Origin of the sequence: Mesorhizobium sp. L103C131B0 (genome assembly GCF_000502275.1) — a bacterium.
Classification (GTDB): Bacteria; Pseudomonadota; Alphaproteobacteria; order Rhizobiales; family Rhizobiaceae; genus Mesorhizobium.
This window is the reverse complement of the sequence record NZ_AYXC01000014.1, coordinates 91,810-118,435: the sequence shown is the minus strand read 5'-3', so window position 1 is coordinate 118,435 and position 26,626 is coordinate 91,810. Positions and strand designations below refer to the sequence as shown.

29 protein-coding genes and 3 tRNA genes are annotated in these 26,626 nt (G+C 63.8%); 14 read left to right on the top strand and 18 right to left on the bottom strand.

Going from position 1 to position 26,626, the window contains the following annotated elements:
• The first annotated feature begins 60 nt into the window (after window positions 1–60).
• The 5 genes from X730_RS143720 to X730_RS143740 all read left to right on the top strand — a co-directional run bounded on the left by X730_RS143720 (window position 61) and on the right by X730_RS143740 (window position 4,733).
• Window positions 61–1,152: an ABC transporter ATP-binding protein gene (locus X730_RS143720; RefSeq protein ID WP_023689051.1), complete on the top strand. Its 1,092-nt coding sequence runs from the start codon at window positions 61–63 to the stop codon at window positions 1,150–1,152.
• 82 nt (window positions 1,153–1,234) lie between these two features.
• Window positions 1,235–2,350 (top strand): ABC transporter substrate-binding protein, encoded by a 1,116-nt coding sequence (locus X730_RS143725; protein ID WP_023689052.1) that lies wholly within the window; start codon window positions 1,235–1,237, stop codon window positions 2,348–2,350.
• A 21-nt stretch (window positions 2,351–2,371) separates the two neighbouring features.
• On the top strand, window positions 2,372–3,205 hold the full coding sequence (locus X730_RS143730) for an ABC transporter permease (RefSeq protein WP_023701874.1): 834 nt from the start codon (window positions 2,372–2,374) through the stop codon (window positions 3,203–3,205).
• Window positions 3,205–4,011 (top strand): ABC transporter permease, encoded by an 807-nt coding sequence (locus tag X730_RS143735; RefSeq protein ID WP_023689053.1) that lies wholly within the window; start codon window positions 3,205–3,207, stop codon window positions 4,009–4,011. Before X730_RS143730 ends, X730_RS143735 begins: the two co-directional genes overlap by 1 nt.
• A gap of 107 nt (window positions 4,012–4,118) precedes the next feature.
• Window positions 4,119–4,733: a LysE family translocator gene (locus X730_RS143740; RefSeq protein WP_245259945.1), complete on the top strand. Its 615-nt coding sequence runs from the start codon at window positions 4,119–4,121 to the stop codon at window positions 4,731–4,733.
• Window positions 4,734–4,779: 46 nt separating this feature from the next.
• Here X730_RS143740 and X730_RS143745 read toward each other — a convergent pair whose 3' ends face one another.
• Both X730_RS143745 and X730_RS143750 read right to left on the bottom strand, forming a co-directional pair.
• The gene (locus tag X730_RS143745; RefSeq protein ID WP_245261397.1) at window positions 4,780–5,637 is read right to left on the bottom strand and encodes an alpha/beta hydrolase; all 858 of its coding nucleotides are present in this window, start codon (window positions 5,635–5,637) and stop codon (window positions 4,780–4,782) included.
• Window positions 5,638–5,669: 32 nt separating this feature from the next.
• Complete coding sequence (locus X730_RS143750; RefSeq protein WP_031195175.1) at window positions 5,670–6,005, bottom strand: hypothetical protein; 336 nt, start codon at window positions 6,003–6,005, stop codon at window positions 5,670–5,672.
• 130 nt (window positions 6,006–6,135) lie between these two features.
• On the opposite strand from X730_RS143750, the gene X730_RS143755 reads away from it, so the two are divergent.
• Window positions 6,136–6,209, top strand: a tRNA-Cys gene (locus X730_RS143755).
• Window positions 6,210–6,229: 20 nt separating this feature from the next.
• Here the strand turns inward: X730_RS143755 and X730_RS143760 are convergent.
• A tRNA-Arg gene (locus X730_RS143760) sits at window positions 6,230–6,306 on the bottom strand.
• Between the two features lie 60 nt (window positions 6,307–6,366).
• Window positions 6,367–6,672, bottom strand: coding sequence for an ETC complex I subunit (locus X730_RS143765; RefSeq protein WP_023670294.1), 306 nt, complete (start codon window positions 6,670–6,672; stop codon window positions 6,367–6,369).
• Window positions 6,673–6,845: 173 nt separating this feature from the next.
• Here X730_RS143765 and X730_RS143770 point away from each other — a divergent pair, with 173 nt between their 5' ends.
• The 4 genes from X730_RS143770 to X730_RS143785 all read left to right on the top strand — a co-directional run bounded on the left by X730_RS143770 (window position 6,846) and on the right by X730_RS143785 (window position 9,299).
• On the top strand, window positions 6,846–8,030 hold the full coding sequence (locus tag X730_RS143770) for an NAD(P)/FAD-dependent oxidoreductase (RefSeq protein ID WP_023826949.1): 1,185 nt from the start codon (window positions 6,846–6,848) through the stop codon (window positions 8,028–8,030).
• Between the two features lie 51 nt (window positions 8,031–8,081).
• Window positions 8,082–8,158 (top strand) — tRNA-Pro (locus X730_RS143775).
• 177 nt (window positions 8,159–8,335) lie between these two features.
• Window positions 8,336–8,647 carry a hypothetical protein gene (locus X730_RS143780; protein ID WP_023689055.1) on the top strand — a complete coding sequence of 104 codons (312 nt, stop codon included), beginning with the start codon at window positions 8,336–8,338 and terminating at the stop codon, window positions 8,645–8,647.
• A gap of 391 nt (window positions 8,648–9,038) precedes the next feature.
• A complete protein-coding gene (locus X730_RS143785; protein ID WP_023701878.1) occupies window positions 9,039–9,299 on the top strand; it encodes a hypothetical protein in 261 nt (86 codons plus the stop codon).
• Window positions 9,300–9,307: 8 nt separating this feature from the next.
• Here X730_RS143785 and X730_RS143790 read toward each other — a convergent pair whose 3' ends face one another.
• From X730_RS143790 to X730_RS143810, 5 genes are all read right to left on the bottom strand, one after another.
• Complete coding sequence (locus tag X730_RS143790) at window positions 9,308–9,691, bottom strand: type II toxin-antitoxin system VapC family toxin (protein ID WP_023826948.1); 384 nt, start codon at window positions 9,689–9,691, stop codon at window positions 9,308–9,310.
• Window positions 9,688–9,945, bottom strand: coding sequence for a type II toxin-antitoxin system prevent-host-death family antitoxin (locus tag X730_RS143795; RefSeq protein ID WP_023711889.1), 258 nt, complete (start codon window positions 9,943–9,945; stop codon window positions 9,688–9,690). Before X730_RS143795 ends, X730_RS143790 begins: the two co-directional genes overlap by 4 nt.
• Window positions 9,946–10,265: 320 nt before the next feature.
• On the bottom strand, window positions 10,266–10,970 hold the full coding sequence (gene hdaA, locus X730_RS143800; protein WP_023711890.1) for a DnaA regulatory inactivator HdaA: 705 nt from the start codon (window positions 10,968–10,970) through the stop codon (window positions 10,266–10,268).
• 2 nt (window positions 10,971–10,972) lie between these two features.
• Window positions 10,973–12,166, bottom strand: a complete 1,194-nt coding sequence (locus X730_RS143805; RefSeq protein ID WP_023705318.1) for an AI-2E family transporter — start codon at window positions 12,164–12,166, stop codon at window positions 10,973–10,975.
• Window positions 12,138–12,695 (bottom strand): CDP-alcohol phosphatidyltransferase family protein, encoded by a 558-nt coding sequence (locus X730_RS143810; protein WP_023826957.1) that lies wholly within the window; start codon window positions 12,693–12,695, stop codon window positions 12,138–12,140. The genes X730_RS143805 and X730_RS143810 overlap by 29 nt, the downstream gene beginning before the upstream one ends.
• A gap of 187 nt (window positions 12,696–12,882) precedes the next feature.
• Here X730_RS143810 and purM point away from each other — a divergent pair, with 187 nt between their 5' ends.
• The 3 genes from purM to X730_RS143825 are packed head-to-tail and all read left to right on the top strand — an operon-like array spanning window position 12,883 to window position 15,197.
• Complete coding sequence (purM, locus tag X730_RS143815; protein WP_023826947.1) at window positions 12,883–13,962, top strand: phosphoribosylformylglycinamidine cyclo-ligase; 1,080 nt, start codon at window positions 12,883–12,885, stop codon at window positions 13,960–13,962.
• Entirely contained in the window at window positions 13,959–14,666 is a 708-nt protein-coding gene (gene purN / locus X730_RS143820) for a phosphoribosylglycinamide formyltransferase (protein WP_023689060.1), read from the top strand. Before purM ends, purN begins: the two co-directional genes overlap by 4 nt.
• 6 nt (window positions 14,667–14,672) lie before the next feature.
• Window positions 14,673–15,197 (top strand): histidine phosphatase family protein, encoded by a 525-nt coding sequence (locus X730_RS143825; RefSeq protein ID WP_023705321.1) that lies wholly within the window; start codon window positions 14,673–14,675, stop codon window positions 15,195–15,197.
• Window positions 15,198–15,390: 193 nt separating this feature from the next.
• Here X730_RS143825 and X730_RS143830 read toward each other — a convergent pair whose 3' ends face one another.
• The 6 genes from X730_RS143830 to X730_RS143855 all read right to left on the bottom strand — a co-directional run bounded on the left by X730_RS143830 (window position 15,391) and on the right by X730_RS143855 (window position 21,216).
• Window positions 15,391–15,624 (bottom strand): DUF680 domain-containing protein, encoded by a 234-nt coding sequence (locus tag X730_RS143830; protein WP_023689062.1) that lies wholly within the window; start codon window positions 15,622–15,624, stop codon window positions 15,391–15,393.
• A 237-nt stretch (window positions 15,625–15,861) separates the two neighbouring features.
• Complete coding sequence (gene dapB / locus X730_RS143835; protein ID WP_023689063.1) at window positions 15,862–16,635, bottom strand: 4-hydroxy-tetrahydrodipicolinate reductase; 774 nt, start codon at window positions 16,633–16,635, stop codon at window positions 15,862–15,864.
• Window positions 16,636–16,698: 63 nt separating this feature from the next.
• Window positions 16,699–17,502, bottom strand: coding sequence for an agmatinase (gene speB / locus X730_RS143840; protein WP_023689064.1), 804 nt, complete (start codon window positions 17,500–17,502; stop codon window positions 16,699–16,701).
• Window positions 17,503–17,598: 96 nt separating this feature from the next.
• Window positions 17,599–18,771: an amidohydrolase gene (locus X730_RS143845; protein WP_023743827.1), complete on the bottom strand. Its 1,173-nt coding sequence runs from the start codon at window positions 18,769–18,771 to the stop codon at window positions 17,599–17,601.
• Window positions 18,764–20,011 carry a Zn-dependent hydrolase gene (locus X730_RS143850; RefSeq protein ID WP_031197147.1) on the bottom strand — a complete coding sequence of 416 codons (1,248 nt, stop codon included), beginning with the start codon at window positions 20,009–20,011 and terminating at the stop codon, window positions 18,764–18,766. Before X730_RS143850 ends, X730_RS143845 begins: the two co-directional genes overlap by 8 nt.
• A gap of 2 nt (window positions 20,012–20,013) precedes the next feature.
• Window positions 20,014–21,216, bottom strand: a complete 1,203-nt coding sequence (locus X730_RS143855; protein ID WP_023826945.1) for a diaminopropionate ammonia-lyase — start codon at window positions 21,214–21,216, stop codon at window positions 20,014–20,016.
• Window positions 21,217–21,319: 103 nt separating this feature from the next.
• Between X730_RS143855 and X730_RS143860 the strand changes: the two genes are divergently transcribed.
• Window positions 21,320–21,796 carry an Lrp/AsnC family transcriptional regulator gene (locus X730_RS143860; protein ID WP_023689068.1) on the top strand — a complete coding sequence of 159 codons (477 nt, stop codon included), beginning with the start codon at window positions 21,320–21,322 and terminating at the stop codon, window positions 21,794–21,796.
• A 57-nt stretch (window positions 21,797–21,853) separates the two neighbouring features.
• On the opposite strand, the gene X730_RS143865 is transcribed toward X730_RS143860, so the two are convergent.
• From X730_RS143865 to X730_RS143875, 3 genes are all read right to left on the bottom strand, one after another.
• Window positions 21,854–23,962, bottom strand: a complete 2,109-nt coding sequence (locus tag X730_RS143865) for a molybdopterin oxidoreductase family protein (RefSeq protein WP_023826944.1) — start codon at window positions 23,960–23,962, stop codon at window positions 21,854–21,856.
• Between the two features lie 158 nt (window positions 23,963–24,120).
• Window positions 24,121–25,998, bottom strand: coding sequence for an ABC-F family ATP-binding cassette domain-containing protein (locus X730_RS143870; RefSeq protein WP_023705325.1), 1,878 nt, complete (start codon window positions 25,996–25,998; stop codon window positions 24,121–24,123).
• A gap of 135 nt (window positions 25,999–26,133) precedes the next feature.
• Entirely contained in the window at window positions 26,134–26,580 is a 447-nt protein-coding gene (locus X730_RS143875; RefSeq protein ID WP_023670270.1) for a MucR family transcriptional regulator, read from the bottom strand.
• Window positions 26,581–26,626 lie beyond the last annotated feature (46 nt).

Sequence of the window (26,626 nt, the reverse complement as noted above, 5' to 3'; positions counted from 1 at the left end):
TCGGTTGCGGTGAGCCGGGGCCCTGCCCTACGCTCAAGCCACGACCAAGGAAGAGGCAGGATGCAGCAACCCGGCCGGGCCGCAGAGATCAAGGCAATCGGGATCGGCAAGAGCTTCGGCTCGTTCCGGGCGCTGGACGACCTGACGCTCAATATCGGCCGCGGCGAGTTTTTGACGCTGCTCGGTCCCTCCGGCTCGGGCAAGACCACATTCCTGATGATCCTCGCCGGCTTCGTGCAACCGACCGCCGGCAAGCTTTTCAGCGACGGCATCGACATCACCGAGCGGCCGGCCGAACAGCGTGCCGCCGGCATGGTCTTCCAGGGCTATGCGCTGTTCCCGCACATGTCGGTCGAGGCCAACATCGCCTTCCCGCTCAAGGTACGCAAGAAATCGGCTTCCGAGATCAAGCGCCGCGTTGCCGAGATGATCGAGCGCGTCGGCCTCAAGGGCCATGAGACGAAACTGCCGGCGCAGCTTTCCGGCGGCCAGCAGCAGCGCGTGGCGTTGGCCCGCGCTTTGGTGTTCGAACCCGGCGTGCTGCTCCTCGACGAGCCGTTCTCGGCGCTCGACAAGAGCCTGCGCGGCCAGATGCAGGCCGAGATGAAGCGGCTGCATCAGGAGACCGGCACCACCTTCGTCTTCGTCACCCACGACCAGAGCGAGGCGCTGGCGCTGTCGTCGCGCGTCGCCATCTTCAACCACGGAAAATTGCTGCAGGTCGGAGCGCCGGACGAGGTCTACGACCGGCCGGACAACCGCTTCGTCGCCGAGTTCCTTGGCGAGATCAACATGCTGCCGTTGAAGGGGGTCAAGCCCGCCGACAATGGCTCGACGGGCCTCTGCGAGGACCGCGCGGTCAACATGCTCTGCAAGGCCGAGAAAGTCCGTGGCGATGCCATATTGGCGATCCGGCCCGAACATATGTCGATCACGCGCGAAGCCGCCGCCGGCGAGAATGGCATTGCCGCCACCGCCATCGGCTCGACCTATCTGGGTGCGGCGACCAAACTCGATCTGACGACACGCCAGGGCGCCAAGGTGACCGTCTCGGTGCCGAACGAGGTCGCGGCGGCTGCACTCAGCAAAGGCAATTCCGTCTGGCTGACATGGCCGGCGGAAAAGGGTTTCCTCCTTCCGGACGGAGGATGACGACGAGAACGGCGAAGTCTTCCAGCAAAGAATCTGGAGCGCGCCATAACCACCGGAACCAAAACGAAAAAGGGGAACTAAAATGACAAACCAAAGCAAAAAACAAGCCATGGACGGGCTGACCGCCCGGGCTGTGCGCGGCGAGATTTCGCGCCGGCAATTCACCCAGCTTGCAGCCCTCGTGCTGGCCGGCACACCGATGCTGCTGCGCTCGACCGGTGCCTTTGCGCAGGCCAAGGAGCTGGTGCTGGTCAACTGGGGTGGCGATGCCCTTACCGCTTATGACGCCGCCTACGGCCAGGCCTTCACCAAGGAAACCGGCATCACCGTCAAGATGGACGGTTCGGGCCCGACCGAAGGCGCGATTGCCGCACAGTTCAAGAGCGGCGCGCCGACCTGGGACCTTGTCGACGTCGACCCGTTCTCGGCCATCACGCTCGGCGCGCAGGGTGCGCTCGAGCCGATCGACTACGCCATCGTCGACAAGAAGAAGATGCGCGAGGGGTTCGGCTGGGAATACGCGGCGTCGACCTATTTCTTCTCCTATGTCATCGCCTATGATTCCGAGAAATACGGCAAGGACGCGCCGACCGGCATGGCCGACTTCTTCGACGTGAAGAAGTTTCCGGGCAAGCGCTCGCTCTACAAATGGGGCGTGTCGAGTTGGGAAGCAGCGCTGCTTGCAGACGGCATCGCGCCGGCCTCGCTCTACCCGCTCGACCTGAAGCGAGCGCATGACAAGATCGCCGCTTTCAAGGAAAACGTCGTGGCTTACTGGGGCGGCGGCGCCGAGAGCCAGAGCGTGCTGCTCAACGGCGAAGCCTCGATGGCGATCGTGTGGTCGACCCGCGCCTCGCTGATCGAGCAGGACTCGGGCGGCAAGATCAAGTTCATCTGGGATCAGGGCCTGATTTCGCCCGGCGCGCTGGCCGTGCTCAAGGGCAACCCCGGCGGCAAGGACGCAGCGATGAAGTTCATCGCCAGCGCCCAGGATCCGCAAAAGCAGCTGGTGATGTTCGACAAGCTCGGACAGGGTCCGGCCAATCCGGCCGCCGATGCGCTGATCCCCGCCGACAAGAAGCGCATCAACCCGGTCGATCCCGAAAACATGAAGAAGCAGATCGCGCTCGACATGGACTGGTACGCCAAGAATTACGGGGCAGCACTCGACGAATACACCAAGATCATCTCGGCCTGACCAGGCCGGGCACGAGCTTCGATGAGAGGCACCCTCTCCGACAGGATGGGCGCGGCGGTGCTGATGGCGCCGCTGCTCCTGTTCCTTGTGCTGGCCTACGCCTGGCCGTTCCTCGGCGTCGTCAAGTGGAGCGTCACCTTGCCGACACCGGGGCTCGGCCAGTATGGCGCGCTCGCCACCGATGCCCTGGTGCAGTCTGTGTTCATCCGCACGCTGCGCATCGCGCTGATCGTCACCGTGGTTTCCGTGGCGGCGGCATACGCCATCACCATGGTGTGGGTGCGCGGCAGCCCGGCACAGCGCATAATCGCTGAATTCTGCATTCTCGTCCCCTTCTGGATCTCGGTGCTGACCCGCGCCTTCGGCTGGGTGGCGCTTTTATCCAACCGCGGCCTGATCAACACCTGGCTGCAATCGATCGACTTCATCTCCGAGCCGCTGGCGCTGGTGCGCAACGAGTTCGGCGTCATCGTCGGCATGACGCATTTCCTCATTCCCTTCGCGGTGTTCCCGCTGGCCTCCGCCATGCGCAGCCTCGACGAGCGCGTGCTGCTCGCGGCGCGCGGGCTCGGCTCCAGCCGTATGCGCACCTTCTGGACCGTGTTCGTGCCGATGACGCGCTCCGGCATCATCGGTTCGGCGATGATCGTGTTCGTCTTCTCGCTCGGCTTCTTCGTCACGCCGGCGATCCTCGGCGGCGGCCGCAGCGTGATGATCGCCGAGCTGATCTATCTGCGCATCTTCCAGAGTCCCGATTGGGGACTGGGCGCGGCGATCAGCGTCGTGCTGGTGCTGTTCGTCGGCGCGCTCATGGCGCTGCTGTTCCGCTATGTCAGACCGAAGCAACTGATCTGATGCCGACCTATCGCCCCGGTCCCGTCTCGCTGATCCTCGCCGTGCTGGTGGCACTGTTCCTGCTGCTGCCGCTGCTGGCGGTCATCCCGGTGTCGCTGACGCCAAGCCGCATGCTGGCTATGCCGACGGGCGAACTGTCGCTGCGCCACTACCGCGCGCTGATCGAGGATCCGCGCTGGCTCGACGCCATCCTGCTGTCGATCCGCATCGGCATCGTCAGCAGCGTCATCTCCACCGTGCTGGCGCTGTGCTTCAGCCTTGGCGTCTGGATGTTCCAGCCGCGCTTCACGGCCACCCTTGTCGGCTTCGTGCTGTTGCCGATGGTGGTGCCGCCGGTGGTCTCGGCGATCACGCTCTACTTCCTGCTGACGTCGATCTCGGGCATGAGCTCGTTCTTTGGCTATGACACATGGCTCGGCGTCGCCATGGCGCATTCGGTGATGACGGTGCCTTTCGCCACGGTGCTGATCCTGGTCTCGCTCAGCCAGCTCGACCGCCGCATCGACCTTGCCGCGCGCGGCCTTGGCGCCGGCGTGTGGGAACGCGCGACGCGCATCATCATGCCCAACATCAAGTTCGGCATCGTCACCGCCGCGCTGCTGTCCTTCGTGCTGTCCTGGGAAGAGATCGGCGTCACCCTGTTCATCACCTCGGTCAACGCCATCACGCTGCCGCGGCTGATGTGGATGGGCCTGCGCGACAACATCGACCCGGCGATCGCCGCGCTCTCGGTGATCCTGATCATCATCACTGTGCTGGTGCTGGCGGTGAGGACTGTGGTGGTGAAGATGCGCGGCGGGCACTGAGCCAAGGTGGCCAACAACAATCGGCGATAGCCAAGCCGCTGTGTGAAGGGCGTTACGGACGGTGAGCGCCGGGTACATTACGCGGCGTCATGGGAAACCTGCCGCTGGTGACATTTGCCTTCGTGTCGGTGCTCGGAATGGCGGTTCCGGGACCGGACGTCGTGCTCGCCATCACCAACGGCTCCCGCTACGGTTTTCGACGCGCGTTTCTCGGCATGGCCGGCGTCGTACTGTCTGATTTCGTTCTTATCAGCATCGTCGCGCTGGGCTTCGGCGCTCTTCTGCTGGCTTCGGAATTCTATCTCTCGGCTCTCAGGATGTTCGGCGCGGGCTATCTGCTTTTCGTCGCCATCGGTACCCTGCGCGCCGCATCCCGACCTTCGTTCAACCCTAACCTTCCCGAAACACGCCATTCAGCCAAGGCACTCATTGGGCGCTGCTTCCTGGTGGCGGTCACAAATCCGGCGGCCTGGCTGCTTTTCCCCGCGATCCTGCCGCATTTTGTCCGCGTGGATGAGCCGATCGCGATCCAGTATGGCATCCTGGCCATTATCGCCGCGCTTGCCGATGTGTTTGTGCTGACGTTTTACGCAGCCCTTGGCGCGCGGGCTGCAAGGCTTCTGGCTGGGCCAAACGCCGTGTGGATCGACCGGTTTTACGGTATCGCCCTGCTTGGTCTTTCGAGCACTTTGATCCTGCAATCCCTCGGCCATCTGAGATAGTCGACACAGGAACACACAGGCCCGGATTTTAGCAATCGGTCCGCAGTCAGCTTGCGAAGAATCTCGACAGCCTTGCAGCCGTGTCTTCGGGGTGCTCTTCCGGGAAGAAATGCCCACCCTTGACCGAGCCGCCTCCGACGTTATCAGCCCATTGCCGCCAGATCGCCAACGGGCCGCCCTCCTCCGCATACCAGTTCTCCAACCCGCCCTCGCCGCTCCAGAGCGCAAGCAGCGGGCATCTGATGCGACAGCCATTAGCCTGGTCCTGCGCGTCGTGCTCGCGGTCGATGCCTGCGGCGGCGCGATATTCCTCGCAGATGGCGTGGGCATGGGCGGGATCACGCAGCGCCTCGATATAGGCGGCCCTGACCTCAGCGGGAAAAGCATCTGGAGCCGAGCCCCAGCCGGCGATCGCATTGTCGACAACTGCGTCGGGTGCTGCGGACAACAGGCGCTCAGGCAGCGGTTCCGGCTGGGCGAGCAGGCTCCACGGCCAGAAGGCCAGCGCCAACCTGGCATCGGCCCGATCCCAGGCGGAGGTCGTGGGGACGATGTCGAGAACGGCGACTTTCGACACGGTTTCGGGATGGTCGAGCGCCAGCCGGTAGGCGACGCGACCGCCACGGTCGTGGCCGGCAACCATGAAACGGTCGAAACCGAGAACGTCCATAACCTGCACCATGTCGCGCGCCATCGCTCGTTTGGAATAGGCGGCATGATTGGCTCCGGAAGCCGGACAGGCGCTTTGTCCGTAGCCTCTCAGATCGGCGGCAACCACGCTGAAGTGCGGCGCCAATGCCACGGCGATGTCCCGCCACATAACATGCGTTTCGGGAAAGCCATGCAGGAGCAGCAGCGGCGGCCCTGAGCCACCGGCCCTGACGAAGATCGATGTCTCCTCCATTTGAACGGTCCTGGCGTCAAAGCCCGCAAACATCAGCTGCCGCCAACCATTCCGTGGCTGGAACGGATTCGCAGCACCTGGACACCCTTCGGCAATTCGATCAGGAACTCCTTGTCGCGGTCGAGATGGTGGATGCTTTGCGGATCGCCGCCGGTAAAGGCGGCCATCGCCTCGACGCTCTCCCAATAGGAGATGGTGATGAATTCCGAATGCGTCGGCGTGTCCTCGCGAAAAGTCTGCACGCCCAGCGCTTTCTCGATCAGCGGCTTGATACCAGCCTCGTAATTGTAGCGCTCATAGGCGTCGGCCTTGTCGGGCAAGGTCCTGCCGCGCCAGATGCGCGCAATGGTCGGGGTTGTCGGTGCCATCAGCAACAAACGCCTGAACGCGAGCCGCGTTCCGAACATCTCGACTGGTGGCAGCCGGATCGCGGTCCGAACCTGCGAGCAGAGGCCGGCCAAGTTGACTAGCTGTCGCGGTCAATGCACAAGGAGCCATGGTCTGAGGGCGGGACGGTGACGCATCGGTCTGCAAAACCGACGTAGTGGGTTCAATTCCCACTCAGGCCTCCACACTATCTCTTTGAAGTTGTTGGCGATCCCGACAGGATTCGAACCTGTGACCATCGGCTTAGAAGGCCGGTGCTCTATCCAGCTGAGCTACGGGACCGCTGGCCGGCATTTGATATCTTGGCCGGCTGGTGTCTATGTGCCAGGCGCTGACCGCCGGTCAATGCGTCCAGGGTATCCTGCGGTCATAGCGGAAATTTTCCGCATAGGAAATCTGCCGGCGCTTGGTCTCTTTCGGCTCCTCGACACGGAAGGCCAGCCCCTGCTTTTCGGCATAGGCCACCGCTTCTTCCCTGGTGTCGAAGGTCAGCCTGATCTGGCTCAGCATGTCGCCCGATGTGGTGTAGCCCATCAGCGGGTCGATCTTCTTGCGTTGGGCGGGATCGAATTCCAGCACCCAATGGCCGGTCTTGGCCTTGCCGGACTGCATCGCGGTTTTGGCTGGGCTGAAAATTCGCGCGGACATGGGCACCTCGTAGCTGCGTTGGCGGTAGCGCCGCCTTATTTCAGTCAATACTGTGCAACACTGCCGACGGCAAGGCCGAAGCGGCCTGCAACCAGGCCGCTTCGGCAGCGGCATCGGCCCGATACACTGGCGTAGCATCAAAAGTCATGGTCATGATGGCGACACAAAGAGGCATGGACGCAGGGATTTTGCACGCCGAGGCCGACAGCCAAGCGATTTTCGACGGCGCGATCGTGATCGGCGCCGGGGCAGCCGGCTTGACCGCAGCCCATGCGCTGCTCAAGACCGGCGTGCCTGTGATGGTGTTGGAAAAGGAAGCCCGGCTGGCCGAGCCATGGCACGGGCGGCACGAGCGACTGCATCTCAACACGCATCGCGACCTTTCGGCGCTGCCGGGCGTTTCCTTTCCTGCCGGCACCCCTGCCTTTCCGCACCGAAACACCATCATCGGCCATTTGAACGAATTCCACGCCATGCACCGGCTGCCGGTCGAGTTCGGCATCGCGGTCGAGGAGATTGGCTTCGAGGGCGACCACTGGCTTGTGCGGACCAGTGCCGGGCCGCGGCTGGCGCGCCATGTCGTCATCGCCACCGGGCGCGACCGGCAGCCCTTCATCCCGGCCTGGAAAGGCATGAAGGCCTTTGCCGGACGCATCATCCATTCGGCCGCATTCGGTAACGCCAAGGCCTATGCGGGCAAGAAAGTGCTGGTCGTCGGCGCCGGCAATTCCGGCTTCGACGTGCTCAATCACCTGGTGGCAGCCGACGCGGGACAGATCTGGCTGTCGGCGCGCAACGGTCCGGCACTGCTGCCCAAGCGCCTCGGCCAGATCGCCGTCCACCGGTTTTCGCCGATCCTGGCGCGGCTGCCGTTCAAGCTCGCCGATGCGGTGATGGCGGCGACGCAGCGATGGGCCTTCGGCGACCTCACGGCCTACGGCCTGCCGCCGACGCCTTCGGGCGGCGCAAGCCGGCTGGCGTCGGATTATACCGCCATCGCGACCGATGACGGCGCCGTCGATGCCATCAAGGACCGCAGGATCATCGTGCTGCCAACCGTGCGGGAATTTACCGGCGACACGGTCGTTTTCGACGATGGCGCGACGATCCAGCCCGATATCGTCATCGCCGCGACCGGCTACCGCACCGGGCTCGAGGCCATGCTGGGCAGGCTCGGCGTGCTCGACCAAAAGGGCGTGCCGCTGTTCAACGGCGCCGACAGCGACCCGAAACTGCCGGGCCTGTGGTTCACCGGCATGCGGCCAAGCATCCGCGGCTGCTTCGCCAATGCTCGCATCCAGGCCAAGGCGATCGCAGCCAGGATTGCGCGGGAGCGCAGACCGCCAAGCCCCGTTTGATGTTTTAGGGGTTGCGCGACAGGGTCCGGAACCGTATACGCCGCAGGGCCTCGGAGTGTAGCGCAGCCTGGTAGCGCATCTGGTTTGGGACCAGAGGGTCGGGAGTTCGAATCTCTCCACTCCGACCATTTTTTCCCACAAAGCCAGTCCTTGCCCAAGGTCACTCCCAAGGTCGCCAATGGCTGCCTCGCCGGTAGCGCATGGCGGCACGCATTGCCCAAGCAGCAGCCGCTCGCCGATCGGACCCTACATTGGAACACCAGTTCGCTCCGAGAGTTGTGTATGTTCAACCCAAGGAGCAAACAATGAAAACCCTTCTCATCGCCTCGATGATCGCGTTCGCCGGAACGGCGGCTTTGATCGCACCGGCGCAAGCCGCCAGTCTGACTATCCAGTCCGATGACGACGATCAATATTCGTCCGACGATGGCGATATACAGATTCTTCGCCATCACCAGCGCCACAAAGACTATAGCGACGACTATGGCGACGACTACAGCGACAACCAGGATGGCCAATGGCGGCGCCACCATCGCCATCACCGCTGCCATATCGAACTGGTCAGGCACTGGCGCCATCACCACAGGGTCGTCGAAGAGGTCAGGGTCTGCGGCTGATCCGATCGCTTTAGACCTGCTACGGCCGAGTTTGGCGACCGGAGCACCAATCTGACCTAAAGCGCGTCTCATTTGAACGGACTCACGCGACGCGCTTGAGGTCTTGTTTGATGCATGTTTGATGCATGCGGTTCTCTCAAAACCGGGGCCACTTGAGCGACATGCATCAGGCGCCCGTGTCATCGAACAGCATCCCTTCGGCGGGTTTGGCTAAAAATCGACGCAGGGATAATCCCCTCGCTTCCACTTCTATCGCCGGTCTAAAAGCGCGTCGCGCTGAAACGTATCCAGGCGACGCGCTTTGATTTTTGTTTTGATGCATGTCGTTCTCTCAAAACCGGGACCACTTTTGAGCGACATGCATTAGACTCCGGGCAAGGGGAGATTCTGGATGCTTGGTCTCGAGGCATGGCTTTCGCTGATTGGCCCTGCCTACTTCGCTTACATCGGCATCACGGTTCCGTTCGTCGTCGTCTGGGCCATTATCTGTGCGGCCCTGTGGATCTGGAACAACCGGCCGAGCAAGAGGCAAGGCCCTCCCCGCTCGTGGCCCGCCAGCGTGCTGTTCTTTGTCGTCGTTGCCGCGTGCTACGTGGCAGCGCATACGGTGGTCTATCTGCTGGTCCGGTATCTGGCGGCGTTGTGGGCATAAACGTAGCTCTATACAGCGCTCTCGATATCGGTCTTCGAAAAATCGTCGCCAACATAGAGTAAGCGGCAGGCTCGATCCTTTGCCACTTCATAGGCAAAGCAATCGCCGAAATTGAGCCCGGCCGGATGAATACCCTTGCCCCATCGCCCATACGCCTCGGCTATGCGTCGGCCAGAGGCTGGTGTCACCGCCGTGACCTCGAAGCCGAGCCCGTCGATCAGGCCGGCCATTTCCTCACCGACATTGCGCCTATCCGCCACGATCAGCGCCTCGGCCACTGTGCCAGCCGAGATCAAAATATCGTCTTCGGCTTCCAGCGCCGCAATGCAGGCACTGGATTGAGGTTCGGCAAGAACGATCGCCATCAGGGCCGAGGTATCGACCACGATCATTCGGGCAGGCCATCAGCGCCATAGAGGAAATCCTGGCTCCGCGCGGCATCCGACCCGGCCTTTGCCTTGGCAGCGCCGGATGCTCGCATTGCCTCCAGCAATGCCCGGCGGCCTTTCCTGTCAGGGGCAGCCTTCACGGGAACAAGGCGCACGGCTGCATGACCATGGCGGGTCAGGATAATTTCATCCCCAGCCTCGGCACGACGCACCAGTTCGGTGAGCTGCCCCTTGGCGTCTGTAACGGATACCTGCATTGACCGCTCCTTTATGGACCATGCTCTGGTCCATATCCAAAAAGTAGACCATCTAATGGTCCATTTCAATGCAGGACGATGAGATCTTGCGGCTTGGTGAAGTCTGAATGACAGCTGGCGCGCAATCGTAGGCCTTGCGGCGATTCTATCTGAAGGTAAGCTCGCCGGGCGAGAACCCCAATCATCACTCCCGGCGAGCCTACAACCCGATCAGGAACGCGATCAGGACCGGGGTCAGCCGGCAAACGCAGTGTTGCAAGATGGATGCCAGAGGTTTCTTCTCGAAATGGGACAGGAGCGGAGTCTTCTCCTTCCACTGCCTAAACCTCGAACTCGCCCTGCCCTTCATCCATGGCGCTGACGATCTCGGCGGCGAGCGCCCTGGTGATCGGCGTCTTGCGCTCGAGCGCCGTGCGGTCGAGGCGTTCGACCACGCGCATGGCGGTGGCCAGCGAGCGCTCGATGCGGCGCACCAGATATTGCACGACATGCGGCTCGACCTCGACCTGGCGGTCGGCGAAGAGTTTGGCGATGACACCGGCCAGAAGCAAATCGTCCGGCTCATGGATCTCGACGGTTGCCGCCGCCTTCAGCCGCGAGGCAAGATCGGGCAACGTCACCCTCCAGGCGGCGGGGAAGCGCCGCGCCGTCAACAGCAAGGTGGCCCCGGCGCCGCGCACTTCATTGATGAGATGGAACAGGCCCGCCTCGTCGATGGCTGTCTTGTCGACATCGTCGATCAGCGCGGGCCTGCCGCCAAGCCCGGTGATGGCATTGCCGATGCGCTGGGCATCGACCGCCACAGCGTTGGCCCGCGCCTGCCAGATCGAGCCCAGATGTGTCTTGCCGGAACCGGCCGGGCCAGCGAGCACGATCACCGGCGACGGCCAGTCCGGCCAGCGATCGACAAGGGCTGCCGCCTCGCGGTTGGTGGCCGACACCACCAGTTCGTCGCGCGAGTAGCCGGTGCCGTGGCCAAGGTCGAGCGGCAGTTGGCGCGGCGGTTCGGTCTTATGATCCGTCACGTTCAGCCGCGCGGCGACCGGTGCCCGCCGCCGCGAGCGGCGGGCAGCGGCGGGACGGGCTCGGTGGAGTGTCCCTTGTAGAGCGGCGATTCGAGATAGCGGGCAATGGCAAACCGCACCAGCACGGCAACCGCCGCCGAAGCAGGAACGGCGATCAAAAGGCCGACGAAGCCGAACAGGGCGCCGAAAGCGAACAGCGCAAACATCAGCCAGACCGGGTGCAGGCCGACGCTTTTTCCGACCAATCTGGGCTGCAGGATGTTGCCTTCGATGAACTGGCCGATGAAGAACACCACGGCGACAGCAACGATCATGGTCCAGTCCGGCCAGAACTGGACGAAGGCGACGCCGACGGCCAGGACCAGTCCGGTCAGCGAGCCGACATAAGGGATGAACGAGATCAGCCCGGCGAAGAGGCCGATGAGGATGGCGAAATTCAGCCCGGTCAGCGTCAGGCCGGTGGCATACATGCCGCCGAGCACCAGGCACAGCGTGCCCTGGCCGCGCACGAAGCCGGCGGTCGCGGTGTTGATGTCCCTGGAGATCGCCCTGACCGTCCCGACATAATCGCGCGGCACCCAGCTGTCGACGACCGCCACCATGCGATCCCAGTCGAGCAGCATGTAGAAAGCGACAACCGGAGTGACCACGAACAGGCTGACCACCGACACCAGAGCAACGCCGGAACTCCAGATCGAGGTGAAGACGGTGCTCAGCAGGCCGAAACCGGAAGTGAGCAGCGAATTCAGCCCGTCGCGCAGGCCATTGGCATTGACGCCGAATTTCTGCTCCAGCCATTTCGGATCGAAGCTGGTGATCAGCGACTGCAGCCGGGTCAGATATTCCGGCAGCTTGCTGGCGAAATCGGCCATCTGCGTGGCCAGAACCGGAACCAGGATGACGAAGGCCAGCACCAAAAGGACGATGAAGGCGATCAGGATGACCACCGTCGCCATCAGCCGGGAGAGGCCGAGGCGTTGCAGCCGGTCGGCGACCGGGTCGAGGAAATAGGCCAGCACCATGCCGGCAACGAACGGCAACAGGATGCTGGAAAAAATGTAGAGGAACAGCGCCAGGAAGATTGCCGTGCCCAGCCAGAAGAAAATCTGGCGGCGAAACGCCAGGGACGCAGCCGCCTCTGCCAGCGCTGCAGTCGCGGCATTCTTGTCAACTACCCGGGGTGGAGCCTTCGCCATAGCCGCTCATATGCCTCAGCCAAGCCACGAGATAGGCCGCGGCCGAAGCCACGGTCAAGACCCCGGACAGCAATATGAGCGCAGGCCTCAGCGGGTCGAGGTGGAGGCCAAGGGCAAGTTCGCCCAGCACCACGGCGCCAGCACGATCTGGGCGGCGGTGTTGGCCTTTCGACACATAGAGCGGCTTCATCTCGACCGGATGCGCCATGACCGTGGACAAAAGCACGGCGCAGATGATCAGCGCATCGCGTGACACCATGGTCACCACCAGCCACAGCGGCAATTGCCCGATGAAGCCCATGACCACGAACACCGAGACCAGAAGCACCTTGTCGGCCATTGGATCGAGATAGGCGCCGAGTTTCGAATGCTGGTTGAAACGGCGGGCGATGAAGCCGTCAACGCCGTCGGAAATGCCGGCGACGAGAAAGCCGGCAAAGGCCCAGTCCCAGCGCATATTCAGCATCGCCAGTACGACGGCCGGAACCAGCACGAAGCGCAGGATGGTGATGAGGTTGGGAATGGTCAAAGGCATGTCCCGCCATCCTTGTTCTGCAGATAGATGATGGAGATGGATTGTGGCTGCAAGGACCAGCGGTGAAGGGGCGACTGTCCACGTATTTATCTTGGGCAAAAGCCCGGTATCCTGTCGTCATCCTTGCCCCCCGAAACCATTCATGCGAAGAGCCGCCGAGGGAAACAGGGATGCGCCGACGATGAGCAAGGGCGACCGGGCCAAGCGCAAGAACGGGCTCACCTATGCCGAGGCGGGCGTCGACATCGATGCCGGCAACCTCATGGTCGAGAAGATCAAGCCGCTGGTGCGCGCGACGCGCCGGCCGGGCGCCGATGGCGAGATCGGCGGTTTTGGCGGCCTGTTCGACCTCAAGGCGGCGGGTTTCACGGATCCGGTGCTGGTTGCCGCCAATGACGGCGTCGGCACCAAGCTGAAGATCGCCATCGATGCCGGCAAGCACGACACGATCGGCATCGACCTCGTCGCCATGTGCGTCAACGACATCGTCGTGCAGGGCGCCGAGCCACTGTTCTTCCTCGACTATTTCGCCACCGGCAAGCTCGACCCCGACCAGGGGGCGGCAATCGTCGGCGGCATAGCAATCGGCTGCCGACAGGCCGGCTGCGCGCTGATCGGCGGCGAGACGGCCGAAATGCCCGGCATGTATCACGACAAGGATTACGACCTGGCCGGTTTCGCCGTCGGTGCTGCCGAACGCGGCCAGTTGCTGCCGACCGACGATATCGTCGAAGGCGACGTGCTGCTTGGCCTGGCTTCCTCGGGCCTGCATTCGAATGGCTTTTCGCTGGTGCGCCGCATCGTTGGCGTCAGCGGTCTTGCCTGGGGCGATCCGGCGCCGTTCAACGATGAGGCGACGCTGGCAGAGGCGCTGCTCGAGCCGACCCGCATCTATGTGAAGTCGGTCCTCAAAGCGATCCGTGGCACGCACGGCATCAAGGCGCTGGCCCACATCACCGGCGGCGGTTTCCCCGAAAACATCCCGCGCGTCCTGCCAAAGGACTTTTCCGCAGAGCTCGATCTCAATGCCATCGCTGTGCCGCAGGTGTTTTCCTGGCTGGCGAAGACTGGCGGCGTGGCGCCGGAGGAGATGATGCGCACCTTCAACTGCGGTATCGGCATGATCCTCGTCGTCGCCTCCGGCCAGGCCGCACAGGTCGCAGCCGTGCTGCAGGAGGCCGGCGAGACGGTGACGCCGATCGGCCGCATCGTGCCGCGCCGCGACGCCGGCGTTATCTATCGGGGCTCGATCGGCCTATGAGCAGGAAACGCACGGTTGTTTTGATCTCGGGACGCGGCTCGAACATGACGGCGCTAATCGCGGCGGCGAGCGACCCGGCCTATCCCGCCGAGATCGTTGGCGTCATTTCCGACCGGGCCAACGCCGCCGGCCTCGGCATCGCGGCCGCGCGCGGTATCCCGACCAAGGTCATCGTGCGCGCCGACCATGCCAGCAAGGAAGCCCATGATGCGGCGATCGACGCCGCGCTGATTGCGTTCAATGCCGAGATCGTGGCGCTGGCCGGCTATCTGCGCATTCTCTCCCGCGGCCTGGTCGAGAAGTGGCAAGGGCGCATGCTCAACATCCACCCTGCCCTGCTGCCGGCCTTCAAAGGGCTCGATACGCATGCGCGCGCCCTGCGCGCCGGCATTCGCATTCATGGCTGCACGGTGCATTTCGTCACATCAGAGATGGATGACGGCCCGATCATCGCGCAGGCAGCGGTGCCGGTGATGGTCGGCGACAACGAAGACACGCTGGCCGCCAGAGTGCTGAAGGCCGAGCACCGGCTTTATGCGCTGGCACTCGGGCTGGTCGCCGACGGCAAGGCGCACATGGAAGGCGGCCGCACCGTGCTGGCGCATTTCGCCGACGATGCCGAAAACGGAACTTCCGTGGTGATGGCGCCCGACCCGCTGCGCGAAGAACGCGATCTCGAACATCTGGCGCGGATCACGCCGTAGGCCGACATGGCGACACCGAGACAATTGCTCCTGCTGCGCCACGCCAAGTCGAGCTGGGACGACCCGGCGCTTGCTGATTTCGACCGGCCGCTCGGGCCGCGCGGGCTGAAGACGGCGCCGCTGATGGGGCGCGAACTGGCCCGGCGCAGTTGGCTGCCTGACCTGGCGCTGGTGTCGCCGGCGCTGCGTACGCGCGAGACATGGCGGCTGGTCTCGGCGGAACTGTCGGCGAGCGTAACGGTGGAGTTCGCCGAGGCGCTTTTCGAAGCCACGGCTGGCGACATTCTGGCCGAGCTGCAGCAGGCAGTCGCATCGGCTAGCTGTCTCCTGGTGCTCGGCCATAATCCCGGCCTGGAGGACTTTGCCCGCCGGCTCGCCGGTCCGCGATCGGGTGTGGCTGCTCTCAGGAAACTTGAAGAGAAATTCCCGACCGGCGCCCTTGCCCGCTTTGTCATCGACGGCGACTGGGCGGATCTCGGCTTCGGCGCGGCCCGGTTGACGCATTGCATCAAGCCGAAGGATCTAAGCTAGACCAAGCTGCCTAACGGGCTAGCCGCAGGTGACAGCCGCAAACCGTGTTTTGAAAAGACCACGGTCAAACAAGGAGATAGGACCAATTGCTGGCGGATTGATTCAAGATCTTTGCGGCCCCGAGTCGATTGCATAAAAACAAGAGCGGTGGGCCGGGCCCACCGCTCTTTGTGGTCGTAGATTTCTCAGAAAATCAACGACCCCAGATGCCCTGGCCGGATTCCGGCTGGTTCGAGTCGCCCTTGATCGTGAAATCGCCGAGGCTGGCCGGCTTGCGGATCGAGGCGGTATAATTGTGATCGATGTTGCCGGCGGGCGCTGTTACAGCAGGCTGGTTGACGCTGTCGGAGCCGTAGTGGTCGCTGCCTGCGAAAGCGGTGCCGGTGGCAAGGAGGATGGCAGCAGCGGTAAGTGCGATCTTGGTCATTTCAGGTAATCCAGATTTTTCAGTTCTGTCCGTCAAGTGGCGTGCCTTGGGAGGAATTCGCGTCGCTCGGACCACCCCGAAATGGGTGTGCGTTGCTGCCATTGCCAATCACAAAAATGTGCGAACCGAACCGTTCGGTTCGGTCTAGGAAGGCGCGAAATGGCGTAGTTGTTGCTATATTCTATTCTCTATACGGCTCCGACCTCGCAACGCCCCTCGTTGCGTTACGCTTGCATCTCAAAAGGTCGTGAAGCCCAGTACGTCGCGCATGTCGTATTCGCGGGGCGGCCGGACGGCGACCCAGCGTGCTGCCGCAATGGCGCCGCGCGCGAACATCGAGCGGTCGGCGGCCGAATGGGAAAGCGTGAGCGTCTCGCCCTCGGCCAGCAAGCTCACGCTGTGCTCGCCGACGATGCTGCCGCCGCGCAGCACGGCAAAGCCGATCTCGCCGGCAGGGCGTGGACCTGTAACGCCGTCGCGGATGCGTTTCGCCACATCGTCCAGCCTGACGCCATGTCCGCGAGCGGCCGCCTCGCCCAGTATCAGCGCCGTGCCCGACGGTGCGTCGACCTTCATGCGGTGATGCGCTTCCAGGATTTCGATGTCGGTGTCGGGACCAAGTGCTCGCGCCGCCTGCTCGACCAGCCCGGTCAGCATGCTGAGCCCGAGCGAGTAGCTGCCGGAGCGAACGATGGCGACGGAGTTCGAAGCAGTAGCGATGGCGGCGAGATCGGCCGGCTCGAAGCCGGTCGAGCCGATGACCAGCGCCGGGCCGCCGCGGGCCGCGCAAGCTTGTGCAAGATCGACGGAGGCCGCAGGCGTGGTGAAATCGATGACGACATCCGCAAGCGCCAGTGCTTCGTCGCGCTCGACCAGCCCCTCACCGATGCTGCCCGGCCTGTGAAAGCGGGCGACGAGCGCCAGCCTGGGATCGGTCTCGACGGCCAGCGCCATCTCCCTGCCCATGCGGCCGAGCGCACCGGCTATGGCTATTTTCAATGGATGCGGCATGGCGGCTTTCACTGGAAATGCGAGTCGCAACAATGATCTACCATGCCGCCCTGCCAGATTGATTCAGCCGGCGCCATGCGTCTTGAGCATCATGCCGGCGATCTCCTTGACCAGCTTGGCGGCAACCAGCGCGGTGAGATTGGAGACGTCCTGGCTTGCATTGTATTCGACGACATCGGCGCCGACGATGGGCTGGTCGATCCGCTGGATCAGGTTGATCACTTGCCGGGTTGTAAGACCACCGGGTTCGCGGTGCGACACGCCGGGCGCACAAGCCGGGTCGAGGCCGTCGAGATCGATCGAGAGATAGACCGGCGTCTTGAGATCGAGCTGCAGATCCTCGCTGAAATGCCGCGCCTCGATCATTTCGACGCCGAAGCGCTTGAGCTGGTCACGAAGCTCATCATTGAGGGTGCGCAAGCCGATCTGGATCAGCCGGTCAGCCAGCCCCTCCTCCAGGATGCGCGCGAAGGACGAGGTGTGGGACCGCCTGTTGCCCTGATAGGCATCGTAGATGTCGGGATGGGCGTCGATCTGGACGATCGTTAGCCTGGCATGGCGGCGGCGCACGGCACGCAGCACCGGCCAGGCGATGGCATGATCGCCGCCGAGGCTGATCAACGGGTGGCCGGCATCCAGCGCGCGGCCGACCTCGGCCTCGATTCGCTCCCACGGATCGCCGGCGCCTGAAAAGTCGATGTCGCCGTGGTCGACGAAACTGTCCGCCACATCGAAGCCGGTTTCGCTCCACGAGCTGTGCGCGTCGCTTTTGAGTTCGCGCCGGATCAGGGCCGGCGCTGCAGCCGCGCCCTTGAGATAGGACGAGTTCTCGTCATGCGGTATTCCCAGAAGCGAAACCCTGGTCATCGGCGTGCGATCTCCGGCAACAGGCAATCTCCCTAAACCCGGCATCTGGCTGGCGATAGCAGTGCCGCTTGGGCCAGTTGCGAAGGCGATCAGGCGTCACTTCCCGATCGCGCCGCCCAGTCTTTGCCTGACGATCGCGATATGGAAATCCGTGCCGTGCAACAGCCCGTCATCGTTGAAGTCGTAGCTGGAATTGTGCAGCGGCGGCGAGGTCTCGCCATTGCCGAGAAAGACGAAGCAGCCCGGTACGTGATCGAGGAAGCGGGCGAAATCCTCCGAGGCGGTCATCGGCTCCGCCGCGATGCTGGCGGCGCCATAGGCCAGCACGCGCCTTGCGGCGACAAAGGCCGCGTCCACCAGGTCGGCATCGTTCTGCAGCGGCACGAATTCCCTGCTATAGGTCACGTCGGCGGTGACATTGTAGGCGGCGGCGGTACCCGCTGTGATGACCCGCATCTGGCGCTCGATCTCGGCGCTGACCTCGGGACGAAAACTGCGGGCGTCACCGAGGATGCGGGCGAGGCCGGGCAATGCGTTGCGGGTGCCGTCGGTGATCAGTTCGGTCACCGAAACCACCGAAATGTCGGCCGGGCTCAGCCGGCGCGAGACGATGGTCTGCAGATTGGTGACCAGCGCGCAGGCGGCGACCAGCGTCTCGTTCCCGGAATGTGGCCGCGCCGCATGGCCGCCGATCCCCTTGAGCACGATCTCGAAATTGTCCTCCGCCGACATGAACGGGCCGGCACGGGTCTCGAAATGTCCAATGGGCAGGCCCGGCATGTTGTGCAGGCCAAAGATCTCGTCGAAGGGGAAGCGCTGCAGCAGCCCGTCATCGAGCATTGCCAGCGCGCCCTTGCCCCACTCCTCGGCCGGCTGGAAAACGAAACGCACGGTGCCGTCGAAACCGCCCTCGGCGGCGAGCAGCTTTGCCGCGCCGAGCAGCATGGTGGTGTGGCCGTCATGGCCGCAGGCATGCATGATGCCGGGGTTCTGCGAGCCATAGGCTGTCGCGGACTGCTCGGTGATCCGCAGCGCATCCATGTCGGCCCTGAGCGCAATCGCCCGGTTGCCGCTGCCGCGCTTCAACGTGCCGACGATGCCGGTGCCGCCGACCCCCTCTGCAACGTCGTCCAGCCCGAATTCGCGCAGCTTCGCGGCGACAAAGCCAGCGGTGCGCTTTTCCTCGAAACCGAACTCGGGGTGCGCGTGCAAATCGCGCCGCCAGCCCGTCATCTCCCGCTTCAGCGCATCACGATCGAGTTCAGCCATTTTTCTCCCCGACCTCTTTTGCAAGCTCACTGGCGACATCAAGCAGGATGTTGGCGCCGGCGACAAGCTCGGCATCTTCAGTGTGTTCGCGCGAATTGTGGCTGATGCCACCGGCGCTCGGCACGAAGATCATTGCCGCCGGCGCGAGGCGGGCCATCATCTGCGCGTCATGGCCGGCGCCCGATGTCATGCGCCTGACGCCGAGACCGCGGTTCTTCGCGGCCGCCTCGATCAGTTCGACGATGCCGATGTCGAACAGCACCGGTTCGAAGCGGGCGAGCCGCTCGACCGAGATCGATACGTTCTCCGAAACCTCAAGCTCCTCGAGATAGGCAGCAAGGGCCGCCTCATGCGCCTGCAGGCGCTGTTCGTCGGGATCGCGCAGGTCGATGGTGAAGACGGCGCGCGCGGGAATGACGTTGATGGCGTTGGGTTCGAAGCGCATCGTGCCGACCGTGGCCACGGTTGGCCCATTTGAAGCCCTGGCCCGATCGTGCAGGAAGGTGATGATGCGGGCGGCGGCGTGGCCGGCGTCGCTGCGCATCGACATCGGCGTGGTGCCGGCATGGTTGGCGGCGCCGTCGACGGTGATGCGCTGCCAGGAAATGCCTTGCAAATTCTCGACCGCGCCGATCGGCACGCCTTCACGCTCCAGCACCGGCCCTTGCTCGATATAAAGTTCGAGATAGGCATGCGGCTTGAGGAAGCCGGGTTCGCGGTCGCCGGCATAGCCGATGCGGGCGAGCTCCTGGCCGAGCACGCTGCCATGCGTGCCGATGGCGGCCAGCACGGCCTCGGCGCTGACGCCACCGGCATGGCATAGCGAGCCCATCATGTCAGGCGTGTAGCGCACGCCTTCCTCATTGGTGAAAGCGGCGACCGCGACCGGGCGCGACGGCGAAAAGCCCGAAGCCTGCAGCGTCTCGATCACCTCCAGCCCGGCCAGCACGCCGTAGCAGCCATCATAGATGCCGGCATCGATAACGGTGTCGATATGCGAACCGATGAGCAGCGGCGCCTGCCCGGCATTGTCGGGGCTTTGCCAGATGCCGAAGATATTACCGACCCGGTCGATGGCGACTTCCAGCCCGGCCTGCCTGGGCCAGCCGACAAAGAGGTCACGGCCCTGTCTGTCTGTGTCGGAGGCGGCGAGCCGGATCAGCCTATCCTCACTGTCGCGGCCAACGGCGCCGAGTTCCCGGATGCGGCCAAGCAGACGCTGTGCATCGATCCCGATCATGGCTATGCCTCGGCCTTCAGCTTGCCGGCCAGCACATCGGCGGGGCTCTGCCCGACCAGCTCGGTATAGCGATGCGGGTCTGTGGCGCCTTCGGTGTTGATCAGCAGCACGCGGGATTTGTCGTCGAGCCCGAGCGCGGCCTTGTGGTCGGCCACCGCCCGGATCAGCCCGGCCAGACCGACGCCGCCGCTTTCGCCGGCGACGATCACTGGATCATTGCCAGCCGGCCGTGCCAGCCACCGCATCACCGCGACCGCCTCCTCCTCATCCACTGTCATGAAGGCATCGGCAACCCGCGCCAGAACGCGCCAGGCAACTTGCGAGGCCTCGTAGCATTCGAGCATCGCCATCACCGTCGGCTGATCGTGTGCGACCTTGACCACGTGGCCCGCCCGGGCGGCTGCGACAACGCAGGCGGCGCGGGCCGGCTCGACGACGATGAAGGTCGGCCTGGCGTCACCGAGCACGATGGCGAGATGGCCGGCCAGGGCGGCGGCAATACCGCCGACACCGGCCTGCACGAAGACATGGGTCGGCGGCTGCGGCAACTGGCCCAACGCTTCGCGCACGATCGCCGTATAGCCCTGCATGACCAGACCGGGGATGCGCTCGTAGCCCGGCCAGGAGGTGTCGGACACCACGGTCCAGCCTTGCTCCGCTGAAACCTCGGCGGCCTGCCTGACCGAGTCGTCATAATTGCCGTCGACGCGGATCATCTCGGCGCCATAGCGGGCTATTGCTGCAATGCGCGCCTCGCTGACGCCGGCGTGAACGAAGATTGCCGCTTTCGCGCCAACCAACTGTGCACCTTGCGCGACCGAGCGGCCATGATTGCCGTCGGTGGCGCAGGCAACCGTCATGCCGGCAGCGACCGCCCGGACGTCGAACCGGTTGAGATCGGCCACGTCAACGGGCCGATGAAGCGATCGGCTCGCCTCCTCCAGCACCAGTCGAAAAACGGCATAGGCGCCGCCGAGCGCCTTGAAACTGCCGAGACCGAGGCGAAAGCCTTCATCCTTGATGTGGACGGCGCCGAGGCCGAGTTCGCCGGCCAGCGTCGGCAATGCATGCAACGGAGTTGCGAGGTGATTGTCGCGATGGGCAAGAAAGCGCTCGACCGTATCGGCACCGGCATTCCCCAGCGTTTCGGCATCGACCGGATCGAGCGGCCGGCGGTGCAAGGCATTGCTGTTGAGCAGGAACACGGGTGGCCTCCTTTGGGTGTGACGAAATCATATTGCAGCCGGGGCGCAAATAGCGCTGTTATTGGCGCTTCGAAATGCAAGTTTGTTTCGCCAGGATAGCGCTTTGCCTCGATCGCCTTCGCTCGACAGTTTCGACCTCGCCATCCTTGCCATCCTGCAGCGGGACAACACGACGCCGCAGCGGCTGATCGGCGAAGCCGTCAACCTGTCGGCGCCGGCGGTGCAGCGGCGCATCAAGCGCATGGAACAGTCCGGCGTCATTGCGGGCAATGTCGCCGTGGTCGACCCGGCGGCGGTCGGCCATCCCATCACCATCTTCGTCGAAGTGGAACTGGAGAGCGAACGCTCGGACCTGATCGACGCGGCCAAGCGGCAATTCTCGGCAGAGCCCGAAGTGCAGCAATGCTACTACGTCACCGGCGAGGCCGACTTCATCCTAGTCATCACCGCGGCCGACATGGGCGCCTATGAAGCGCTGACGCGCAGACTGTTCTTCGACAGCAAGAATGTCCGAAAATTCCGCACCTTCGTTGCCATGGACCGTGTCAAGGTGGGGCTGACGGTGCCTCTGCCGGGATAGCCAGTCTCTTTTACGCAATTCCGGACGGAAACCGCTCACACTTTTCCTGGAATTGCTTTAGCCCGCCGGCCGCAGCCAGACCTTGTTGTCGTGGAAGGCCGCACCGCCATAGGGCGCTGGTGCGTCGGCGCCGGTGAGCACATTGATGCCTTCGCCACGCTCATGGGCGCTGTTTGGCCAGATGCCCTCGGCGATCACCACGCCGCGCTTGATGCCATCGAACAGCTTTGCGTGCAGCACCACCTCGCCGCGCCGGTTGCCGACCTCGATACGGTCGCCGTCGTCCAAGCCAAGCGCGGCAGCGTCGTCCGGATGCAACAGGAGTTCCGGCCGGCCTTCCTTGGCTCTCGACACCGGTGTCTCGGCGAATGTCGAATTGAGAAAATTGCGCGCCGGTGATGTCGTCAGCCGGAACGGATGCTCGGCATTCGCGACCTCGATCAGGTCGACATGGTCGGGGAATTCGGGGAGTTCCGCCACCGGCCCGAACAGGCCCATGCTTTTCGGCGGCCGGTTGGGCGCCGCCTGCCCGCTCCAGTTGGCGCGGAAGTGAAATTTCTTGTCGGCATGGCCGAAACCATCGATGAAATGCGCCGCCTCGAAATCCGGCTGCAGGTCGACCCATTTGTCTTCCTTGAGGCTGGCGAAGGAGCCCAGCCCGCGCTTGCCGAGGATGATGTCGATATGCTGCTGCTCGGTCAGGCCAAAGCCCGGCCGGTCTGCGACGCCGAGACGCTGCGCCAATTGCTCGATGACGAAATGGTTGGTGCGCGGCCCTTCCGGCGGTTCGACCAGCTTGGGGCCGAGCGTGATGTGCTGGTTGCCACCGCCCTTGTAGACGTCGTCATGCTCGAGAAACATCGTTGCCGGCAAAACGACATCGGCGAGCTTTGCCGTGTCGGTCATGAACTGCTCGTGCACGCAGGTGAACAGGTCGTCACGCAGGAAACCCTGCTTCACCAGCCGCTGCTCGGGCGCGACATTCACCGGGTTGGTGTTCTGGATCAGCATCGCCGTCACCGGCGGGCCACCGTAAAGCGCGTCCGCTGCACCGGTCAGCACCGGGCCGATACGCGACTGGTCGAGATGGCGAATATTGGGATCGCGCATCGCGGCGCCTTCCAGCACATCCTGGTTGAGCTTGAAGATGCCGGAATTGGAATGGAAGGCACCGCCACCCTCATATTGCCAGGCGCCGGTGACGGCGGCGATGCAGGATGCCGCGTGCATGTTGACCGAGCCATTGCGCTGGCGGGCAAAGCCATAGCCGAGGCGGAAATAGGTTTTCCTCGTCGTGCCGACGAGGCGTGCGAAAGCCTCGATCTCGGTGACGGCAAGACCGGTGATGGCGGAAGCCCATTCCGGCGTGCGCGTCTCCAGATGCGCTTCCAGCCCCTTCGGATCGTCGGTGTATCTTTCGAGATAGGCGCGGTCGGCCATGCCTTCCCTGAACAGCACATGCATGACCGCGCAGGCCAGCGCGCCATCGGTGCCGGGCTTCAGCACAAGGCCTATATCGGCCTGCTTCATCGTCGCGTTCTCGTAGACATCGATGACGACGATCCTGGCGCCACGCTCCTTCCGCGCCTTGATGGCGTGGGTCATGACATTGACCTGCGTGACCACGGCATTGGTGCCCCAGATCACCACGCAGTCGGACTTCGCCATCTCGCGCGGATCGGGACCACGCAAGGCGCCCGCTCCCATCATCCAGCCGGTCCAGGCCAGATTGGTGCAGATCGAGCCGAAGAAGCCGGAGTATTTTTTCGCATGGCGCAGCCGGTCGATGCCGTCGCGCTGCACCAGCCCCATCGTGCCGGCATAGAAATAAGGCCAGACGGTCTCGGAGCCGTATTTTTCCTCGGCCGCGATGAATTTCTCGGCGACGAGGTCGAGTGCCGCTTCCCAGCTGGATTCTTTCCAGATGCCGGCGCCCTTGGCGTCGGCGCGAACAAGCGGCTTCAGCAGCCGGTCGGGATGGTGGACACGGTCGGCATAGCGCGCGACCTTGGCGCAGACCACACCAGCCGTATACGTATTGGACTTGGCGCCATGGACACGGCCGATGCGGTTGCCATCGAGCAGTTCGACCTCGAGCGCGCAGGTCGAAGGGCAATCATGCGGACAGGCGGAGTGGCCGATTCTGACCTTGGCGTGCTGGTTCATGCGGCGTTTTTAGCGGGTTTCGCGGGCGGCGTGTAGGGCCAGATCTTACCCTCCCCTTGATGGGGAGGGTCGGCGCGCAGCGACGGGGTGGGGTGCGGCGCGGACCCCCACCCCGCTCCGCTTCGCGGATCGACCCTCCCCACAAGGGGGAGGGTAAATCACTCCGCCGTGCCTTCCTCGTACTCGGCCGACATGGTCAGCCACTTTTCCTCGTGGCCAGCCAACTGCTGTGCCAGCTGCGAGCGCTCCTTGGCGAGCCGGGTCGCGGTCGACGGATCCTTTTCGTACACCGCCGGATTGGCGAGTTCATCCTCGATCAGGTCGATGCGTTTGCGGATGCGGTCCATCAGCGCTTCGGTGGCGCGGATTTCCTTGGCCAGCGGCTCGAAGGCGGCGCGGCGCGCCGCGGCATCGCGGCGGCGATCGGCCTTTGATGCCTTCTCGGCCTCGCGCTTGCCGCGTCGATCGCCGGACACGCCGGTGACGAGCGTCTTGTAGTCCTCTAGGTCGCCGTCATACGGGTTGACCGCACCATCCTTGACCAGCCACAGGCGGTCGGCGGTCGCTTCCAGCAGATGCCGGTCATGCGAGATCAGGATGACGGCGCCGGGAAACTCGTTCAGCGCATGGATCAAGGACTCGCGGCTGTCGATGTCCAAATGGTTGGTCGGTTCGTCGAGGATGAACAGGTTTGGACCCTCGAAGGCCGACAGGCCCATGAGCAGGCGCGCCTTCTCGCCGCCGGACAGGTCCTTGGCGGCGGTGTTCATCTTTTCGGTGGTCAGACCGAACTGGGCGACGCGGCCGCGCACCTTGGATTCCGGCGCTTCCGGCATCAGCCGGCGGACATGCTCATAGGCGTTTTCATCCGGGCGTAGGTCGTCGAGTTGGTGCTGGGCGAAGATCGCCACTTTCAGGCCCGGCGCCACCGTCATGGTGCCGCTCTCCTGCTTCAACCGGCCCGACAGAAGCTTGGCGAAGGTCGACTTGCCGTTGCCGTTGGCGCCGAGCAGGGCGATGCGGTCGTCGGCATCGATGCGCAACGTCATCTTCTTGAGGATCGGCTGGCCCTCGGTGTAGCCGACATTGACGTTGTTCAAGGCAATGATCGGCGACGCCACCGTTTTCACCGGTTCGGGGAAAGAGAACGGCCGCACCGTGTCGTTCACGATCGCGGCAATCGGCTTCATCTTCTCCAGCGCCTTGATGCGCGACTGCGCCTGTCTCGCCTTCGAAGCCTTGGCGCGGAAGCGTTCGACGAAGGACTCCATGTGTTTGCGCGCGGCTTCCTGCTTGACGCGGCCCTTCTCCTGCAATTCCTTCTGCTCGGTGTACTGGCGCTCGAACTGGTCGTAGCCGCCGCGCCAGAAGGTCAGCTTCTTCTGGTCGAGATGAACGATGGAATTGACGGCGCGGTTGAGCAGGTCGCGATCGTGCGAGATCAGAAGCACGGTGTGCGGATATTTCGACACGTAGTTTTCCAACCAAAGCGTGCCTTCGAGATCGAGATAGTTGGTCGGCTCGTCGAGCAGCAGAAGGTCGGGCTCGGCAAACAGCACCGCGGCGAGCGCCACACGCATGCGCCAGCCGCCGGAGAAGGACGAGGCCGGGCGGCGCTGCGCGGCGTCGTCGAAGCCAAGGCCGGCGAGGATGGTGGCCGCGCGGGATTCCGCCGAATGCGCATCGATATCCGCCAGCCGCATATGGATGTCGGCAATGCGGTGCGCGTCGGTGGCGGTCTTTTCCTCCTCGAGCAATGCGGTGCGCTCGAGATCGGCCTTGAGCACGATCTCGATCAGCGGCTCCTCGGTGCCGGGCGCTTCCTGCGCCACCTGGCCGATGCGGGTGTTCTTGGGCAGGCTTATCGAGCCGGTCTCGGAGGGAAAGTCGCCGGTGATGGCCTTGAACAGCGTCGTCTTGCCGGTGCCGTTGCGGCCGACGAGGCCGGCCTTTGTGCCGGCCGGCAAGGTCAGCGAGGCATGATCGAGAAGCAAGCGTCCGGCCATGCGGAGCGAAAGATCGTTGATGATAAGCATGCCGGGGCTTTTGCACGGGAGGGCGGCGCTTCGCAAGGGCCTGGGCGCCGGCGGGGGCATAAGGCATGAAAACGGCGCGCCTTAAGCGCGCCGTCCATTGCAAACAGCAGACCGACTTTTCAGAGGCTGCCTGGTTCAGGCTTTGGGTTTGCGCTTCGTCACCTTGGCCGCGGCGGCCGGAACGGCCGGCTTGCGGCCGAGGCCCGAGGACTTGGCCAGTGCCGAACGGGTCGCGGAGTAGTTCGGCGCCACCATCGGATAGTCCGACGGCAAGCCCCATTTGCCACGATATTCCTCCGGGCTGAGACCATGGTCGGTCATCAGGTGGCGTTTCAGCGACTTGAATTTCTTGCCATCTTCCAGACAGACGATGTGGTCGGGAAACACCGACCGCTTCGGATTGACAGCGGGGTTCAGCGCGGGGCTTTCCACGGCGGCAATGCTGCCCAGCTTGCGCACCGATGCGCTGACGCTGGCGATCAGATCCGGCAGGCCGGACGCAGGGAGAGGATTGTTGCCGACATAGGCCGAGACGATGTCAGCAGTCAGTTCAATAGCGGTCTTGCTGTCGATGGTGTGCAATTCTGTTTCTCCCGCCGGTCATGAAGTTGCCGGCTTTTTTTAAGAC